The organism is Microbacterium sp. bgisy207, assembly GCF_965345035.1.
Classification (GTDB): Bacteria; Actinomycetota; Actinomycetes; order Actinomycetales; family Microbacteriaceae; genus Microbacterium.
This window is the reverse complement of the sequence record NZ_CBDRMG010000005.1, coordinates 181,877-197,956: the sequence shown is the minus strand read 5'-3', so window position 1 is coordinate 197,956 and position 16,080 is coordinate 181,877. Positions and strand designations below refer to the sequence as shown.

Annotated in this window: 17 protein-coding genes; 8 read left to right on the top strand and 9 right to left on the bottom strand. The window is 69.4% G+C overall.

What is annotated here, in order from left to right:
- Positions 1–221: 221 nt before the first annotated feature.
- From ACSGC5_RS06630 to ACSGC5_RS06620, 3 genes are all read right to left on the bottom strand, one after another.
- The gene (locus ACSGC5_RS06630) at positions 222–839 is read right to left on the bottom strand and encodes a GyrI-like domain-containing protein (RefSeq protein ID WP_434969851.1); all 618 of its coding nucleotides are present in this window, start codon (positions 837–839) and stop codon (positions 222–224) included.
- 30 nt (positions 840–869) lie between these two features.
- Positions 870–2,438: an MFS transporter gene (locus tag ACSGC5_RS06625; protein ID WP_434969900.1), complete on the bottom strand. Its 1,569-nt coding sequence runs from the start codon at positions 2,436–2,438 to the stop codon at positions 870–872.
- 305 nt (positions 2,439–2,743) lie between these two features.
- A complete protein-coding gene (locus ACSGC5_RS06620) occupies positions 2,744–4,675 on the bottom strand; it encodes an NHL repeat-containing protein (protein WP_434969850.1) in 1,932 nt (643 codons plus the stop codon).
- Between the two features lie 164 nt (positions 4,676–4,839).
- Here ACSGC5_RS06620 and ACSGC5_RS06615 point away from each other — a divergent pair, with 164 nt between their 5' ends.
- Positions 4,840–5,304, top strand: a complete 465-nt coding sequence (locus ACSGC5_RS06615) for a hypothetical protein (RefSeq protein ID WP_434969849.1) — start codon at positions 4,840–4,842, stop codon at positions 5,302–5,304.
- A 47-nt stretch (positions 5,305–5,351) separates the two neighbouring features.
- On the opposite strand, the gene ACSGC5_RS06610 is transcribed toward ACSGC5_RS06615, so the two are convergent.
- Positions 5,352–5,768 (bottom strand): TIGR02611 family protein, encoded by a 417-nt coding sequence (locus ACSGC5_RS06610; RefSeq protein ID WP_434969848.1) that lies wholly within the window; start codon positions 5,766–5,768, stop codon positions 5,352–5,354.
- 155 nt (positions 5,769–5,923) lie between these two features.
- Here ACSGC5_RS06610 and ACSGC5_RS06605 point away from each other — a divergent pair, with 155 nt between their 5' ends.
- From ACSGC5_RS06605 to ACSGC5_RS06595, 3 genes are all read left to right on the top strand, one after another.
- A complete protein-coding gene (locus ACSGC5_RS06605; protein ID WP_434969847.1) occupies positions 5,924–6,616 on the top strand; it encodes a HEAT repeat domain-containing protein in 693 nt (230 codons plus the stop codon).
- On the top strand, positions 6,613–7,611 hold the full coding sequence (locus ACSGC5_RS06600; RefSeq protein ID WP_434969846.1) for a MerR family transcriptional regulator: 999 nt from the start codon (positions 6,613–6,615) through the stop codon (positions 7,609–7,611). The genes ACSGC5_RS06605 and ACSGC5_RS06600 overlap by 4 nt, the downstream gene beginning before the upstream one ends.
- 81 nt (positions 7,612–7,692) lie before the next feature.
- The gene (locus ACSGC5_RS06595; protein WP_434969845.1) at positions 7,693–8,376 is read left to right on the top strand and encodes a YoaK family protein; all 684 of its coding nucleotides are present in this window, start codon (positions 7,693–7,695) and stop codon (positions 8,374–8,376) included.
- A 3-nt stretch (positions 8,377–8,379) separates the two neighbouring features.
- Here ACSGC5_RS06595 and ACSGC5_RS06590 read toward each other — a convergent pair whose 3' ends face one another.
- Positions 8,380–8,607 (bottom strand): sigma factor, encoded by a 228-nt coding sequence (locus tag ACSGC5_RS06590; RefSeq protein WP_434969843.1) that lies wholly within the window; start codon positions 8,605–8,607, stop codon positions 8,380–8,382.
- Entirely contained in the window at positions 8,604–9,353 is a 750-nt protein-coding gene (locus tag ACSGC5_RS06585) for an SDR family oxidoreductase (protein ID WP_434969841.1), read from the bottom strand. The genes ACSGC5_RS06590 and ACSGC5_RS06585 overlap by 4 nt, the downstream gene beginning before the upstream one ends.
- Before the next feature lie 129 nt (positions 9,354–9,482).
- Between ACSGC5_RS06585 and ACSGC5_RS06580 the strand changes: the two genes are divergently transcribed.
- Complete coding sequence (locus tag ACSGC5_RS06580) at positions 9,483–11,294, top strand: GNAT family N-acetyltransferase (protein WP_434969839.1); 1,812 nt, start codon at positions 9,483–9,485, stop codon at positions 11,292–11,294.
- A 12-nt stretch (positions 11,295–11,306) separates the two neighbouring features.
- Here the strand turns inward: ACSGC5_RS06580 and ACSGC5_RS06575 are convergent, their stop codons facing one another.
- Both ACSGC5_RS06575 and ACSGC5_RS06570 read right to left on the bottom strand, forming a co-directional pair.
- Positions 11,307–12,482, bottom strand: a complete 1,176-nt coding sequence (locus tag ACSGC5_RS06575; RefSeq protein WP_434969837.1) for a PQQ-dependent sugar dehydrogenase — start codon at positions 12,480–12,482, stop codon at positions 11,307–11,309.
- A complete protein-coding gene (locus ACSGC5_RS06570) occupies positions 12,479–12,661 on the bottom strand; it encodes a hypothetical protein (RefSeq protein WP_434969836.1) in 183 nt (60 codons plus the stop codon). Before ACSGC5_RS06570 ends, ACSGC5_RS06575 begins: the two co-directional genes overlap by 4 nt.
- A gap of 119 nt (positions 12,662–12,780) precedes the next feature.
- On the opposite strand from ACSGC5_RS06570, the gene ACSGC5_RS06565 reads away from it, so the two are divergent.
- Positions 12,781–13,812 carry a hypothetical protein gene (locus tag ACSGC5_RS06565; RefSeq protein ID WP_434969835.1) on the top strand — a complete coding sequence of 344 codons (1,032 nt, stop codon included), beginning with the start codon at positions 12,781–12,783 and terminating at the stop codon, positions 13,810–13,812.
- Between the two features lie 7 nt (positions 13,813–13,819).
- On the opposite strand, the gene ACSGC5_RS06560 is transcribed toward ACSGC5_RS06565, so the two are convergent.
- A complete protein-coding gene (locus tag ACSGC5_RS06560) occupies positions 13,820–14,281 on the bottom strand; it encodes a hypothetical protein (RefSeq protein WP_434969834.1) in 462 nt (153 codons plus the stop codon).
- Between the two features lie 59 nt (positions 14,282–14,340).
- On the opposite strand from ACSGC5_RS06560, the gene ACSGC5_RS06555 reads away from it, so the two are divergent.
- Entirely contained in the window at positions 14,341–14,901 is a 561-nt protein-coding gene (locus ACSGC5_RS06555) for a GNAT family N-acetyltransferase (RefSeq protein WP_434969832.1), read from the top strand.
- A gap of 28 nt (positions 14,902–14,929) precedes the next feature.
- Positions 14,930–15,970: an LLM class flavin-dependent oxidoreductase gene (locus ACSGC5_RS06550; protein WP_434969831.1), complete on the top strand. Its 1,041-nt coding sequence runs from the start codon at positions 14,930–14,932 to the stop codon at positions 15,968–15,970.
- Positions 15,971–16,080: the final 110 nt, after the last annotated feature.

Here is a 16,080-nt window from a genome sequence, read left to right as displayed (position 1 = left end):
GTGTTCTCACTCGTTGCGTGACCTCACTCGTCGCGAGAACTCGGTCACTGACTCGCCGCACGACCACTTAGGTCATCACTTTCTTAAGTCGTGAATAAAGGCTAGAAGGAAGTGTTCAGCGATGTCAAGCACGTCCGCGACATCAGCGACCGACGGGATCCCCGCTCTCGCGCACCGCACGCGCCGCGCCGTGCGCGGGTGTCCGGCGGACGCAGATGCGCTCAGATGATCGGCCGCACCGGCTGACGCAGAATCGTCCTGAGCTTGTCCGGAGCCACGCGCCGCGGGTCGCTGAGGTAGATCTCGTGATGCGGCCCGTTGAAAGTCAGTCCCTGCGCCGGCATGAGGTCGGTGTGCAACCGCTCCAGCGTGGGCGTCTCGGCGTCGTAGGACCCGATGTGCAGAATCTGCAGCGCGAGCCCCTCGTCGATGACAGCGGGAACGACGCGCGCGATGGGAAGCTCCGGTTTCGCGCGCGCCGCCGTTTCCAGTCCGGCGCGGATGTCGGCATCCGTCACCTGCGCGGGCAGCGGGATCATCATCGTCCAGGCCCAGGCGTCCTTGCGTCGATCCCGGAAACTCGCGGGGTCTTCGCTGGACCACAGCCCCTCGAGCGGTCCGACGACGAAGCCCTCTCCCGTGCGGGCCGCGAACGCGCCCCTCACGGCGTAGCCCGACGCGTAGAGCGCGCTCACGGCATTCGTGTACTCAGGCGACGTGTTCGGGTCGCCGCGGCCTTCGACGGTGAGGTATGTGAGAGGCGGCACGGTCACGCGGGTGAAGTCGTGAGCGCTCGGCGCGTAGAGGTCCTTGCGGTCCTTCTTCAGGTCGTACGTCAATCCTCGCCGTCCCTCCGTCGCACGCCGACGTCAGTCGACCTCGCCGCGCATCGACCCCGACCGCTCTGCCGCCCGGCGCACGACGAGCGCGCCGACGAAGCCGAGCAGGAGGAAGACGGTAGCGACCAGGAGCGACCACCGGGTGGCGTCCGCGAAACCGGTCGACAGCGCCGTCACCGCCGCCGCCGTCTGGTCACCCAGCGCACTGCTGGACCCCTCCGCGCGCAGCTGGCTGATCGTCGTTCCCGCGGACTGGCGCGTCGTGTCCGCGAGCTGTGTCGCCGTCGACCCGGTGATGCCGGCATCCGTGAGCGCCGCCGGCAGCGTCAGGGCCAGCGCGACCGCGAGGGCAGCCCCCGCAAACGCCGTGCCGAGGGCCGAACCCACCTGCCGAACGGTGCTCTGGGTCGCCGATCCCTGTCCCGACACGTCGACGGGCACGTCCTGCAGAACAGTGCCGGTAAGTTGCGCGGATGCCAGGCCCAGACCCAGTCCATACACCACCAGCGGAATCGCGATGATCCATCCGGAGCTGTCCCCGGTGATGAGAAGGGCGAGGATGCCGACCCCGACCACTTCGAGACCGAGCCCGATGAGTACGGTCCCCGGCGACCCGAAACGCGCGGCAAGGTGGCGCGCGGAGGCCCCCGAGAAGAAGGCGCCGAGCGCCATCGCTGCCAGGACGAGACCTGCCCCCATGACATCCAGACCGAGGGCATTCACAAGGTACAGCGGCAGCACGAAGATGATCGCGAACTCCCCCACCGCCACCATCGCGGCCGTCAAGTTCCCCCAGGTGAAGGTCGGCAGTCGGAACAGATTCAGATCGAGGATGGCGGATCGGCGCACGCGCTCGCGGTGACGTTCCCACAGCACGAACAGCACCAGGGCGACGATCGCGACGGCGAAAGCGATCGGGACGACAGAGACCGGAGCATCCGCGGGCCACTGCCAGCCGAACACCGAGAACTCCCCGGTGGGCGCCCACCACCCCAGCTGCGGCCCTTCGATGACCGCGAACACCAGTGCGCCGAAGCCGATGGCGCTCAGGAGCGCACCGTCGACGTCCGCGCCCGGCCGCCCCTTCGCGCCCTTCGTCTCGGGCACGGTCAGCAGCGCTGCCACGAAGACGGCCGCACCGAGCGGGATGTTCACGAGGAAGATCCAGTGCCACGACGCCCACTGCGTCAGCGCTCCGCCGGCGAGCGGACCGATCGCCGCCGCTCCCGAGATCACCGCGCCCCACACGCCGAAGGCGGCACCGCGGTACCTGCCGCGGAACACCGCATTGACCGTCGACAGGGTCGAGGGCATGATGAGCGCCGCGCCGATCGCCTGCACGGCGCGCGCGGCGATGAGCGGGCCCGCAGCGTCAGCCATCGCGGCGAGGATGCTACCGCCGACGAACACGACGATGCCCACCTGGAACAGCAGTTTGCGTCCCCACCGGTCGGCAAGTTTGCCGGTGGAGAGCAGGAGGGCTGCCAGCAGCACCGCGTAGAGACTGTTGACCCACTGCGCGTCGGTCAGATCGAGGCCGATGTCCGCGATGATCACGGGCAGCGCAACGCCGACGATCGTGCCGTCGAGCACGATCATGCCGAGGCCTGTCGACAGGACCGCCAAGGCCAGCCATTCGCGGCGGGTCGGCGGAGTCACGCGAAGGTCAGTGGTGGTGCTCACGCATCGAGCCTGGCACAACGGGAACAGCCCGACAACGCGCGCCCGGCGATCGCGGGGCAACGTTCCCCGACCTACCGAGATACAGCGGTTTCGGGGCGTGCCATGGATCGGGGGACCTCGCGGTTACCCCAGGGCACGTCGTTGTGGGTCGAGAAACGTATCACTCAACGAGCACGGAAGGCAAGCGAGGTCCGCGAGAGACCGCTGCGCACCTCCGGCGGTCAGTTGGTGAAGGGCGGGACCTCAACGGGTGCAGCGATACCGATGAATGCCACGATCTGGTGCCCGCCGGGGTTGGTCTGCAGCGGCACCTCTTCCCAGTTGTTCGCGACCCAGAGGTTGCCGGACGGGTCGACGACGAGGCCCGTGTTGCGCACCAGCCCGTCGAAGCCGTAGCCGGTGTCATCCGGCGAGATTGCGTCCCCGGTGGACAGTGATCCCGGGCACGTCTCGGGAGAGGTTCCGCAGAACGCTGACACGCGCTGGTCCGCGAAGTTCGCGACCCACACGTTGCCGTTGCCGTCCGTCGCGATTCCCCACGGACGCGTCACTCCGCCACCGCTGAACGGACCCGTGACCGTTTGCCCGTCCGCCGAGATGAGCGCCACCGAACCCGTCGGGCCGGAGGAGATCGGACGCTCCGGGCACGGGAGGGTCGTCGATCCGGAGTTGGCGACCCACACGTTGCCCTCGGCATCCGCAGCGACACCCATCGGGAGCACGAAAGCGTCACCGGTCAGCGGGGCATCGCCCACGAGTGTCCCGTCGTAGTCGAAGACCGCGACCGAGCTGCTCGCGATGCCGCTGACGACGACATGCCGCCCGGTGTCGACGACACCGAACGCCTGCTCGAGACCCGCGTCGAGGGTCTTGGCCTGTTCCGGGTCGCCACCGGGGTACACGGTCACGGTGCCCGTCTGGCAGTTCGCGGTCCACACATCGCCGGATGCCGTCACGTCCATTCCCTGCGGCCATGCGAGATTCCCCGCCGTGAAGCCGGTCGTCGCCGGCGACAGCGGCTCCCCCTCGATCGTGAACAACGACAGGCTGTTGTGCGGGGGCTGTTCAGTGCATCCTTCACCGGCGAAACCGAAGTTGCTCAGCCACAGCCGACCCGACGGGTCGAAGGCGATCCCGAACCCCGACCCGCTGAGCCCGCCGCCGGCGTAGGTGCCGACCATCTGCCCATCGGGCGAGAACTTGAGAACCAGGTCGCTGGCGCAGGTGGGCTGCTGGGGATCCGCGTTGTACTCGTAGTTGTTGTTCACCCAGACATTGCCGTCCGGGTCGACAGCGAAGGTGCCGGGCCCGTCCAGGGTCTGCCCGTCGCCGTCGAACCGCAACGCGAGGGTCCACGCCGAGGGCTCTTCCGTGAGACCGGGACGATCGCCGGCCACGGTCAGTGACAGCTCGTACAGGGTCGAGACAGCCGCTCCCGGGTCGCGGGCGATCGCAGAGAATGCCCGGAACGTGTCGACGGGTCGCTCGTCTGCCCGGGCACCTGCCGCGTCGATGAGGGTGGCGCAGTCGTCTGTGTCGAGCACGCACGCGCTCAGCATGTTCGCGAGCGACGTGAAGGCCGCAAGAGCCGTGGTCTCCGTACCGTTGGGCGCGGAGGTCAGCACCGCTCCGTAGTCGCCCGTCTGCGCATCCACCAGGTTGGCGGCCATGAGTGCCGCGTTGGGAAGCCCGGGAGCGGATCCCGCGACTCCCGCAGCGTCGGTGAATTGCGCGAGCGCATACGCGGTAGCCACGGTGGAACGCTCGTTGAGCACGACGGTTTCGGCATCCGTCGGCACGATCGCCGCGAATGTGGCGGTGTCCGTCGAGGAACTCGCGCCCGGTGCTGTCGCGACGAGGTAGACCAGCGACGTGGCGCGCTCGATCGCACGGAGATCGACAGTGAAGCTCCCGTCACTGTCGGTGGTGGTCGCCGCGATCCGCTCAGCCGGGCCGTCAGCCGTCCCCGCTTGCCAGGCAGACACGCTCCATCCGGATGCCGAGGCCCCCGTGACGACGGGGTCGACGGTGCCGGCGAAGGATGCTGCGCCGAAGGTGGAATCCTCGCTCGCCCAGCACCCGCTCAGCGCCAGAGCGGTCACGGTCAGCGCTGCGGCGGCGGCCAGGGCGCGCGAAGCCAGTCTCGGTCGCATCACATTCACTCCGTCGGGTGGTCGGGAATTCGGGTCCTCGGATCCGTGTGCGCGGCAACCCTAGCAGGGCCGGTTATGACCAGATCGAGCAGGAATCGAGAAGTCTCCCCGCGTGCCGCGGTCGTATCGTCGGTGTCAGCCGACTCAGCGGGAAGGAACAGGCGATGGCCGACACACGTGAGAGCACGAACGACGACGCTTCGGCAGGGTTCAGCGAGGCCGAACGCGAGGCGATGAAGCAGCGCGCCGCCGAACTGCGCGCGCAGGCCGCGGGCGGAACGGGCACGGCGAAGAAGAAGAAGGAGGCGAAGGCGTGTCTGGACGCGATCGCCGCGCTCAGCGGCACGGACAAGGACGTAGCCGAGCTGCTGCACCGGATCGTCCAGGACGAGGCGCCGCACCTGGATCCGAAGACCTGGTACGGATTCCCGTCGTACGCGCGAGACGGAAAGGTCATCGTCTTCTACCAGCCGGCCTCGAAGTTCGACACCCGCTACGGCAGCGTCGGGTTCAACGAGGAAGCACTCCTCGATGACGGGGCCATGTGGGCGACGGGCTTCGCCGTCGTCGAGGTCACGGACGAGGTCGAAGCGACTCTCCGCGACCTGGTGCGCCGCGCCGCCGGTTGACGGGTCGATCGACCGAGCGTCGGGTTCTCCCCCCGGCCTGTCCGCCGTCAGGCTGCGCGAGTGCGCCGGCGCTCGTCGCGTGCCGCGCGACGACGGCGCCACCACACCCAGAACCGGTCCAGCATCCGCTTTGCCCACGCCGAGAGCCGACGTGCCCAGCGGAACTCGGTACCCAGCACGGCCAGCCCCAGGAAGACGATGAGCCACCCCGGGCCCGGCAAGGGCACGAGGACGAGTCCGCCGAGCGTGAGCACCGTGCCGACGGACGCAACTCCCACACGGTAGGCGATCTCGACACGAGGATGCCGCGCGACCCACGCGCGCGCCCGGCGCAGCATCCGTCGGATGGGTCGGTCCTCGCGCTCGGCGTCGGCGATCTCGGCGCGGATCTCGCTTTCGAGCGGTCCGGCACCCGCGGGGGCGGAGTCGAAGTCGGCAGGCCCTGGGCGTGTCGTCGAGGACATGGCGCGACGCTAACACGTGAGGCGGCGAGCTCCCTGAGAGCGCCCGCGGCCACTCGCGGGTCGGGTCCCGCAGAGCGCCGGATGACGATCTCTCACACGCTCTGCTTGACATTGTCACAGTGTCAAGGTCTTGCATGGATCCAGGAGGTATCCCCATGACCATGGACTCGCGGAGCGTCGGGCGACTGCAGGCGCTGCTTCAGGACGCGTCGGCGTCGACACGGATGCAGGCGGCGCTCACCGCCGGCTCCCGGCCGGATCCGACGTTCGTCGGCATCCTCATCGACCGGTGCGCGATCGAGCCGGACTTCACGGTGCGCGACACGCTCACCTGGGCGATCACGCGCCACGACCCGACCCAGACGATGCCGTTGCTGCTCGAGGCCGCCCGGAGCACCCCACCGCAGGCGCGCAGCCAGGCGCTCCACACGCTGTCGAAGGTCGGCGCACCCGGCGGCTGGGAGGCGATCACTCCGCAGACGCTCACCGATCCGGACGACGAGGTCGCGCGCGCGGCGTGGCGCGCCGCCGTGGTCCTCGTCCCCCGCGGCGTCGAGCCCGATCTCGCTCAGACGCTCGCCGCACAACTCGGCCGCGGCGACCGGGATGTGCGTCGCAGTCTGAGCCGCGCGCTGGTGAGTCTCGGTGAGGCCGGCGCGGCTGCTGTCGACACGGCGCTCGCGGGCGATCTGAGCGATGAGGCCCGCACACACGCCCTGGCGACGCTGCGCATGGTCGAGGATCCCGAGGAAGGATTCGATGCGGCGACATTCGAGGCTCGGCGGATCGTCGCGCTGCGCAACGCGCCGACGATCCGCGACACCGACCACGGGCGCTCGGCCACATGAAGATCGGCGATGTCGCCCGCCGGTCGGGCGTGAGCGCGCGGATGCTGCGGTACTACGACCGCATCGGTCTCGTGCAACCGAGCGGCCGCACCCGCGGCGGCTATCGGGACTACGACGACTCCGACCTACGCCGCCTCCTGCACGTGGAGGCGCTGCGCTCGCTAGGTCTCCCGCTGCGCCAGGTCGCTCATGTCCTGGACGACGCGGCAGCCACCCCGACGGAGATCCTCGACCGCGTGATCGCCCGCACTGCCGAGGCCATCACACGCGAGCAGGAGCTGCTTGCCCGACTCCTCCGGCTGCGTGATCAGCAGCCGGAAGCCTGGGCGGACGTGCTGAGCACCGTCTCGCTGCTGCAACGTCTCGGTTCCTCCAGCGCATCCGAGCGGCAGCGGGCGGCGCTGACAGATCCGCGTCCGCCGATTCCGTCCGCGCTCGCCGAGGCGGCGCTCACCGAAGACGACCCGAACGTCGCGGGTGCTCTGCAGTGGGCGTTGGCGCGATCGGCGGACGATGCGACACTCGCGGCGCTGGGCGACGCGCTCGAGTCAGGTGATCCAGACACCCGTCGGCGGGCGATCACCGCGCTCGTGAAGATCGCCTCGCCCACGCTGCCGGGGGTCGCGCCACTGCTGGAGCGTGCAGTGCGGCACGCGGACCCGATCGTACGCGGCCGGGCAGCCCTCGCGCTCGGTCGTGCCGGAGCCCCGGCCGCGACGGCGGAACTCCTCGCCATGATCGTGCGCGGCACCGACGATGTGGAGGCTGCGGAGGCCCTCGGTGTCCTCGCCCGCACGCCGGGCAACGACATCACGACGCGACTGGACAAGGAGTTGTCCACCCTCTCGGACCCCGACGCCAGGCTCCGACTCACGCAGGCGCTGGGCGAGCTCAACGACGACGCCGCGACCGGCATCCTCGACCGATTGGCAGCCGACCCGGATCACCGCGTGCGCTTGACGGCGCGTTACCTGCGCAGCAGAGTCGCGCGGTGACTCGGACCCGGTCGGCGGGCCGATAACCTGAGCGCTGACGCGACGCGGGAAGAGCCCCGCGGGAAAGGACACCGCCCACCCGTGGTCAGGTCACTCCCCCGTTCCCGCCTCGCCATCGCTGTGCTCCTGGCGGTACTCGCCGGCTACATCGACGGCATCGCATTCGTCTATCTCGGGGGCTACTTCGTCTCGTTCATGAGCGGCAATACAACCCAGTCCGGCGTCGAGCTGGCGGGCGGGGACATCGCTGCCGCCGGGTTCGGGTTCGCCGTCATCGTCGCGTTCGTGCTCGGAGTCATGCTCGGATCGGCCATCAGCACCCCCGGGCGTGATCGCGGAGCGCTCATCCTGGTCGGCGTCGCCGGCGTCGTCGCCCTCGGCGCGGCACTCGCGTCTGCGGCTCCGGTCGATCCCGGCGCCGTGACCGGGGCTGCGCTGCTGGCAGTGGCCCCGACGGCCGTGTGCCTGTCGCTGGCGATGGGCGCCGTCAACACCGTGTTCAACAGTCGGGGCGGGCCGTCCTTCGGGATCACCTACATGACCGGCGCGCTCGTGAAGATCGGGGAAGGGATCGTCGGTGCCTTCCGGGGCGGAGACCGCACGGGGTGGCTCCGCTACTTCGCGTTGTGGCTCGGGATCGCGATGGGCGCCATCGGCGGCGCGGCCGTCTACGGCGCCGTCGGCGCCGCCGCTCTCTGGTTCGCCGTGTTCTTCGCCGTCGGGATCGCGGGCATCAGTTCCACAGTGAGAGCTTCTCGGGGTTGAGTATCAGCCTGACCTCGCGGACGCTCCCGTCAGCCACGCGCGAGGCGAGACCACGGCGGAGCGCTCATCCTCGGTGAGGCGATACCACGGCGCATACGTCTCTTGCACGGCGCCCTCGGCGTGAGCGACCGTTCCCAGCATCCGGAACGCGAGCGACACGAGGTGCCGACGTTCGGCGATCGCCGGATCGTGGAGCGAGAGGTCACTGGTCGCAGCTGTGCCATCGGTCATCCGCGACCCCCGTCCTGATCCAGCCACTCGGCGAAGGTCTGCGACCCGAGCCGGGCTCCCGGCCCCGGAAGCAGGCCTCCGCCGGCCATGGCCGCCCCGAGCGCCCCGGGGAGTCGAATCTCCACGACGCGAGCGCTGGACCCGGTCCGCTGCAGGTACCGCCGTGCGAGATCCGCCATCCGCTCCTCCCGTGGACCGGCAAGATCAGGGGCATCTCCGCTCGCGCCGCTTTCGACCAGGTGCAGGAGGGCCGAGGCCACTTCCGATGCTGCCACCGGCTGAGAGCGCATCTGCGGCACGACGTGGACGCCGAGCACCTTCGCCTGGGCGAGCACCTGCGCCGAAAACTCATGGAACTGCGTCGCGCGCAGAATCGACCAGTGCCTCCCGGATGCCGCGACCAGCTCCTCGTGAAGCGCCTTTCCCGCGTAGTACCCGTGCGGCGCCTGGCGGGCCCCGACGATAGACAGAGCGACGTGGTGCACGGGGTTCTCGCGCGTTGCGGCGAGCAGGTTCGCGGTGACCGTGCCGAAGAACCTCCGTGAGGCCGATGCCGAAAGCGTCTGGATCGAGGTGACGTCGATGACGGCATCCGCCCCCGCGACGGCCGCAGCGAGACCGGCGCCCGTGATCAGGTCGACGCCGCCCGAACGCGACAGCACGACCACGTCGTGACCGGCAGCACGGGCGTGCGAGACCACGTGGCGACCGACGGTTCCGGTTCCGCCTGCAACGGCGACTCTCATGATGTCTCCTGCCTCGCGTCGCCACGATCCGGACGAACACTCTCATCATCCAGGACGACGCGGAGACGCGGAATGTGAGGTGGCGACCCCGCTGTCGCAGTCCGAAATTCTCTGACTATAGTCAGAGACATGGTCACGATCCCTCCCGAGCAGGATCCCGCTCTCGCACGTGCCGAGCTGCGAGCCTTCAACCGCGTCGTGACGGAGCGCATCGGCGCTCTCGAGGACCACTATCTCGACAGGGGCCGGTCGTTGGCCCTCGACCGGCTGCTGTGGGAGGTCGGCGAGGCCGGCGCCGAAGTCCGCGAGCTCCGGGCGCGACTCGGGCTCGATTCGGGGTATCTGAGCCGCATGCTCCGCTCCCTCGAGCACGAGGGCCTCGTCGTCACCAGAACCTCAGGCGAGGACAGTCGAGTGCGGCGCGTCCAGCTCACCGACGCCGGCCGCGCCGAGATCGGCATCCTCGACCGTCTCTCCGACGACCTGGTGGACGCGATCCTCGCGCCGCTCACGCCCCGCCAGCGCGCCGAGCTCGTGGACGCCACCGCAACGGCGCGTCGGCTTCTGACGGCGTCGGCAATCGAGATCGCATCCGCTGACCCCGACGACGCGGCGGCGCAGTACGCGATCGCGCAGTACTACTCGGTCTTGGCGCAGCGGTTCGAGTCAGGGTTCGACGCCGGCACGACCCGCCCCGCGCCCGCCGACGCGCTGCGGCCCCCCGCGGGTCGGTTCCTCGTGGCCACGCTCCGGGGCGCGGTCGTCGGGTGCGTCGGTCTGAAGCTCCATGCCGACGGCGTGGGCGAGATCAAGCGGCTCTGGGTCGCGCCCGCCACGCGAGGCATGGGTCTGGGCCGACGGCTCCTCACCGCGATCGAGGATGCCGCCCGCGACGCGGGGGCGCGGGTCGCCCGCCTGGACACGAACCGCGCACTCACGGAGGCCATTCAGCTGTACCGCTCCTCGGGCTACGTCGAGATCCCCGCGTTCAACGACGAGCCGTACGCGCACCACTGGTTCCAGAAGCGGCTCGCCGACGACCGCGCCGACCGCGAGCGCACGGCACCCTACGGGCGCGTCGGGTTCATCGGACTGGGACTCATGGGAACGCCGATGGCCGGGCGGCTCCTGGCCGCGGGGATCCCGCTGACCGTGTGGACGCGATCAGCCGCAGCGCTCGATCCGATCGTGAACGCGGGTGCTGCTCCCGCGGAATCCCCCGAGGCGGTGTTCGCGGCGTCGGACACGGTTGTCGTCATGCTCCGCGACGCGGATGCCGTCGATGCGGTTCTGCGCGACGCACACGGTGTGATTCAGCCGTTCGTCGCCGGACGCACCATCGTCAACACGGGAACGATGGCCCCTCACCTGTCGCGACGGCTCGCCGACGACACCGCCGCGGCGGGTGGGACCTACGTCGAGGCGCCGGTGTCGGGATCTCGCGTTCCGGCCGTGAACGGTCAGCTCGTCGGGATGCTCGCCGGCCCACCGGAGGCTGTCCACCGCGTTCGCCCGCTCCTCGAGCACCTGTGCGCCCGCGTGGAGGCCTGCGGCGACATCCCCGCGGCCCTGACGATGAAGCTCAGCGTCAACGTGTTCCTCGTGTCGTTGCTGGCCGGCCTCGCGGAGTCATTCCATTTCGCCACGGCGCACGGTGTGGACACTGCCGCGTGGCGAGAGATCCTCGACTCGGGCCAGATGTCCTCTCCCCTGTCGCGGGTCAAGACCGAGATGCTGGTTCGCGGCGATACAGCTCCGCAGGCGTCCATCGCGGATGTCCATGCGAACGCCGACCTGATCCGCAAGGCCGCCGCGGCGGCGGGGATCGCCTCACCGGTGATCGACGCGTGCGCGGAGCTGTTCGCCGCGGGCATGGCCGGCGGCGACAGCCCCCTGGACGCGGTCGGGATCGTCCGAACGCTCGCCGGCATGCGGCGCTGACGGGGGTGAGCGCTACGGTGCGGCTTCGACGAGCGGCACCGACAGCAGCCGGTCGTCGTCTCCGGAGGGCGACCCTCGCCCGTCGGTGTTGTTGGTGAGCAGCAGAAGCTCATCGCCGTCGATGACGGCGTCACGGATGCGGCCGAATTCGCTGATCCAGAGCGGCTGGGGGTCACCGATCAGCCCCTCCGGACCGACATCGAGCATCCAGACCCGCTCCCCGCGCAGCGCCGCGACGAAGAGAGTGTTGCCGGCGGCCGCCAGCCCGCTGGGACTGGCCTGATCCGGAGACCAGGTCACGACCGGATCCACGTAGGCGGTATCGCCCGCCGGCCCCTCGTGCACCGGCCACCCGTAGTTCGCACCGGCAACGATGCGGTTGATCTCATCGACCCGGTTCTGACCGAACTCGGTTGCCCACATGCTGCCGTCGTCGGTCCACGCCAGACCTTGCACGTTGCGGTGGCCGAGCGAGTAGACGGCGGTACCGAAGGGGTTTCCCGCGGCGGGTGCACCGTCGGGCCCGACCCGCAGAATCTTGCCCGCCAGCGACGACGGATCCTGCGCGGCATCCGGCGACCCGGCATCCCCCGTGGCGACGTACAGGTACCCGTCGGGTCCGAACGCGAGACGGCCACCGTTGTGGGTGCTCGCCTTCGGAATACCCTCGAGGATCACCTCCTCGGCACCGAGCCGGCGTTCGCCTGCCGCCCCCACGAGCGGCATCCGGATGACCCGGTTGCCGTTCCAGCTCGTGAGATACGCGTAGAGCCACGTCTGAGCATCCGTCTCGAGCACCGCGAGGCCCAGGAGGCCGCCCTCACCCACCGCGCTGACACCCGAGGCTGCGCCCAGGATGCGAGCTGATCCACCCGCGTCGACCTCGACGATCTCGCCGCCGCGCAGGCTCACGATGCGGGTGCCGTCGGCGAAAGGCACAACCGACCAGGGCACGCGCAGATCAGCCGCGACCACGGCCGGGGCACCCGCCGTGCGCCACATGACCGGAAGCGCTGCGGACGGTGACGACGACGGGCTGGGGTTCGGTGACGAACTCACGGGCGCCGACACCCCGCTGGGCGAGGCGCTCTCGGTATCGGATGCCGACTCGACGCACGCGGTCAGCGTGAGGGCGGCGGTGAGCAGCACGCTCCCGAGCGTGGCGCGGGCTGCCGGGGGTGAGGTCATTCGGAGGAGGACCGGGAGAAGACAGCGCGCAGCAGGAAGAACACGAAGAGGGCGACGACAGCCACGATCGCAAGTTTCACGATGAGCATCGCCACGCCCCAGAGCAGTTCCACCAGGACCCAGGCGATGACGATCGCCGCGATGACCCCGAGGATGGTCCAGAGTGTGCCTTTGTTCATCCTCCCAGCCTACGTACGAGCGATCACGGGTGGGCGTTCCGTCCGAGATCGGATACGGAACGTCTGAGGTCCTCCGGCGGTCGGCCCGCTACGCTCAGGAACGAAAAGGGGGAGCAATCATGTCGAACGACACGCCCACCGGAACGGGTGACCCGCGACCATCAGGCGAGAACGCCGCGCCTCCCCCGCCGCCCGCGGACGCGCCGCCCACGGGGAGCGCTACCCCTCCGGCTGCAGTCGACACGCGACCCAAGACCCTCGCGATCGTCGCGCTCGTGCTCGCCGGAGTCGGATTCGTCATGGCGTTCATCCCGTTCGTCAACTGGATCGCCGGCTTCGTCCTGCTCGCAGGGTTCATCATCAGCCTCATCGCGCTCATCGGGTCGCGGCACGGCGGCAAGGGCCTCAGCATCACGGCGCTGATCCTGTCGGTCGTCGGCTGGATCGCGGCATTCGTCATGATCCTGGTATCCGTCTTCTGGATCGGCGGGGTCGCCCTCACCGAGGCCATCCAGGAGCAGATCGTCGAGGCGACGCCGGTGATGCCCGAAGATGACGCGCCAGCCGAGGATGCCGGCGCCGCCGAGGACATCGCGGTGCTCGACGGCGCGTTCGGCCGATACAGCGTCGCCCCCGACACCTGGTGGTACGTGGCGGTCATCGACAACCCCAACGAGGACTACATCTTCGATTACTCGAGCATCGACGTCGAAGCGATCGGCGCGGACGGCACGATCCTCGACATCGCCACCGAATACCGCGTGATCCTCTCCGGTCAGGCAGCCCTCGTCGGCGATTTCACGGAGGTCGGCGAGGCCGAGATCGTGGATCTCAACATCGTCCTCCCCGGGGCCGCGGATGCCGTCTACTCCCCGTTCGCCGAGACCGGAGAGTTCACGATGGGCGCGCTGACCGCGACATCCGACGAGGTGTCGACGACGGTCACCGGAACGGTCAGCGGTGACTTCGCCGAGGATATGGAGCTCGTGCAGGTGAGCGTCGTCGCGCGCGACCCGTCCGGCCAGATCATCGGCGGCGCGTGGACCGTCATCGACCAGCTGCCCTCCATCGGCACGGCGGTGCAGTTCGAGGCCGTGTTCGTGGAGCCGCTCCCCGAGGGCACCGTGTTCGAGGCCTACGCGTCCCTGTAGCGGCGGCTCACCATCCGACGATCGCCAGTCCCACGACACCGGCGAGCACACCGAGGAACACCAGCAGGTCCGTCCACGTCGCCACCTGTTCGGCGGCTCCCTTGCCGGGCTTGGCGATGTGGCGCACGCCGGCCAGCAGCAGGAAGATCGCCCCGGGCACGGCAAGCAGAACGCTCCACGTCGGCAGGAACGGGATCGCGAGGGCCGTCACGCCCATGCCGAGGTTGGCGTAGCCGAGCTCCTGCACGATCTGGTTCGCATCCGTCGCCTCGACACCGAGGATCCTGCGGGTACGGTCGGGCTTCATGATCTGGCTCACGCCGGCCAATCCCAGCCGGATGCCGACACCCCAGAACCCCCACCAGATTCCGAACACGAGGAGCGGGTTTCCCCCCGCGACCAGCAGGTGGATCGCTCCGGAAACGAGCGGGAGGATCAACGTTTGCAAGAGGATGATGAATGCGTACACGTGCACACTCCGGATGATCAGGCGGCTTTCGTGCTCACGCTAGCGGTGCGAGCGGCAGAATGGATGCCGTGATCCGCCGCGCCGCCCCCGCAGACGCCGCGGCACTCCACGTTCTCGCTGCCGCGACCTTCCCCCTCGCGTGCCCCCCGGAGTCGACCCCCGCCGATCAGCGCGCGTTCATCGAGGCTCATCTGAGTGAAGCGTCCTTCCAGACGTATCTCACCGACCCGCACCGCGTGCTGCTGGTCGATGAGCGCGATCAGCAGCTGGTCGGCTACACGATGCTGGTGCTGGGCGAACCGACGGATGCCGATGTCCGCGCCGCTCTCGACGACGACGCTGCTCGCCCCGCGGCCGAGCTCTCCAAGTGCTACGCGCTCCCCGCCACGCACGGCACCGGTGTGGCCGCGGGGCTCCTGGAGGAGACGGTCGCCGAGGCGCGCCGCCGCGGAGCCGGGCGCGTCTGGCTCGGGGTGAACCAGCAGAACGCGCGCGCACAGCGCTTCTACGCCAAACACGGGTTCTCCGTGGTGGGAGAGAAGCGTTTCCGGGTCGGCCGTCGTCTCGAGAGCGACTATGTGCTGGTGCGCGACGTCCCCGGCATCCATTCACAGGAATAAAAGCACCCACCTGGAGGTTGCATCACTCATGCAGCGATTCGGAACACTCTCGTTCGGTCATTACGGACCTCTTGGCGGTGGGCACATTCTCACCGCGCAGGATTCCATGCTCCAGGCGATCGATCTCGCGCAGGGCATGGATGACCTGGGCGTCAACGGCGTCTACTTCCGCGTTCACCACTTCGCGCGACAGCAGTCGTCGCCGATGCCGCTGCTGGCTGCCATCGCAGCCCGTACCGAGCGGATCGAGGTGGGAACCGGCGTCATCGACATGCGGTACGAGAACCCCCTGTATCTGGCCGAGGAGGCGGCATCCGTCGACCTCATCAGCGGCGGGCGGCTCGCACTCGGAGTCAGCCGTGGCTCACCCGAGACGGTTGTGCGAGGATATGAGGCCTTCGGGTACACCGGGTCGAGCGATCCGCGCGGTGCCGACATCGCCCGAGAGCACTTCGACCTGTTCCTCCGCGCGGTCGAGGGTGAGGGACTGGCCGAGCGCGACGCGATGAGTCCGTTCGGCGGCGGATCCGGGATGCAGCGCATCGAGCCACACTCCCCCGGACTGCGCTCGCGCATCTGGTGGGGCGCCGGCAACCGCGATTCCGCGCAGTGGGCAGGACGCATGGGCGTGAACCTGATGTCGTCCACACTGCTCACCGAGGACCGCGGTCTGCCGTTCGACGAGCTGCAGGCCCAGCAGATCGACGCGTTCCGCACATCGTGGCGCGAGGCCGGCCACCCAGGTGAGCCGCGCGTGTCGGTGAGCCGCAGCATCTTCCCGATCACGACTGCCGAGGACGAGATGTACTTCGGAGGTCGACAGGACGGCGACGGCGTCGGCTACATCGACGGTATGCGCTCGACGTTCGGCAAGACGTACGCGGGCGCGCCGGACGTGCTCGTCGAGCAGCTGCTGGCGGATGCCGCCGTGCAGTCAGCCGATACGCTCATGCTCACGATTCCGAGTCAACTCGGGGTCGCGTTCAACCTGCGTATCGTCGAGGCCTTCGCGAAGCACGTCGCGCCCGCGCTGGGCTGGCAGCCCACGCGGGACACCGTCACGGCCTGACCTCGAGCAGGAGTCGCCTCCGGTCGCGTCCGCGCCGTCCGGGGCGCCGCACGCCACCGGACGGGCGGACACCGAGACCGCCGCAGGGCGGGATCGCGCGAACGGGGCGT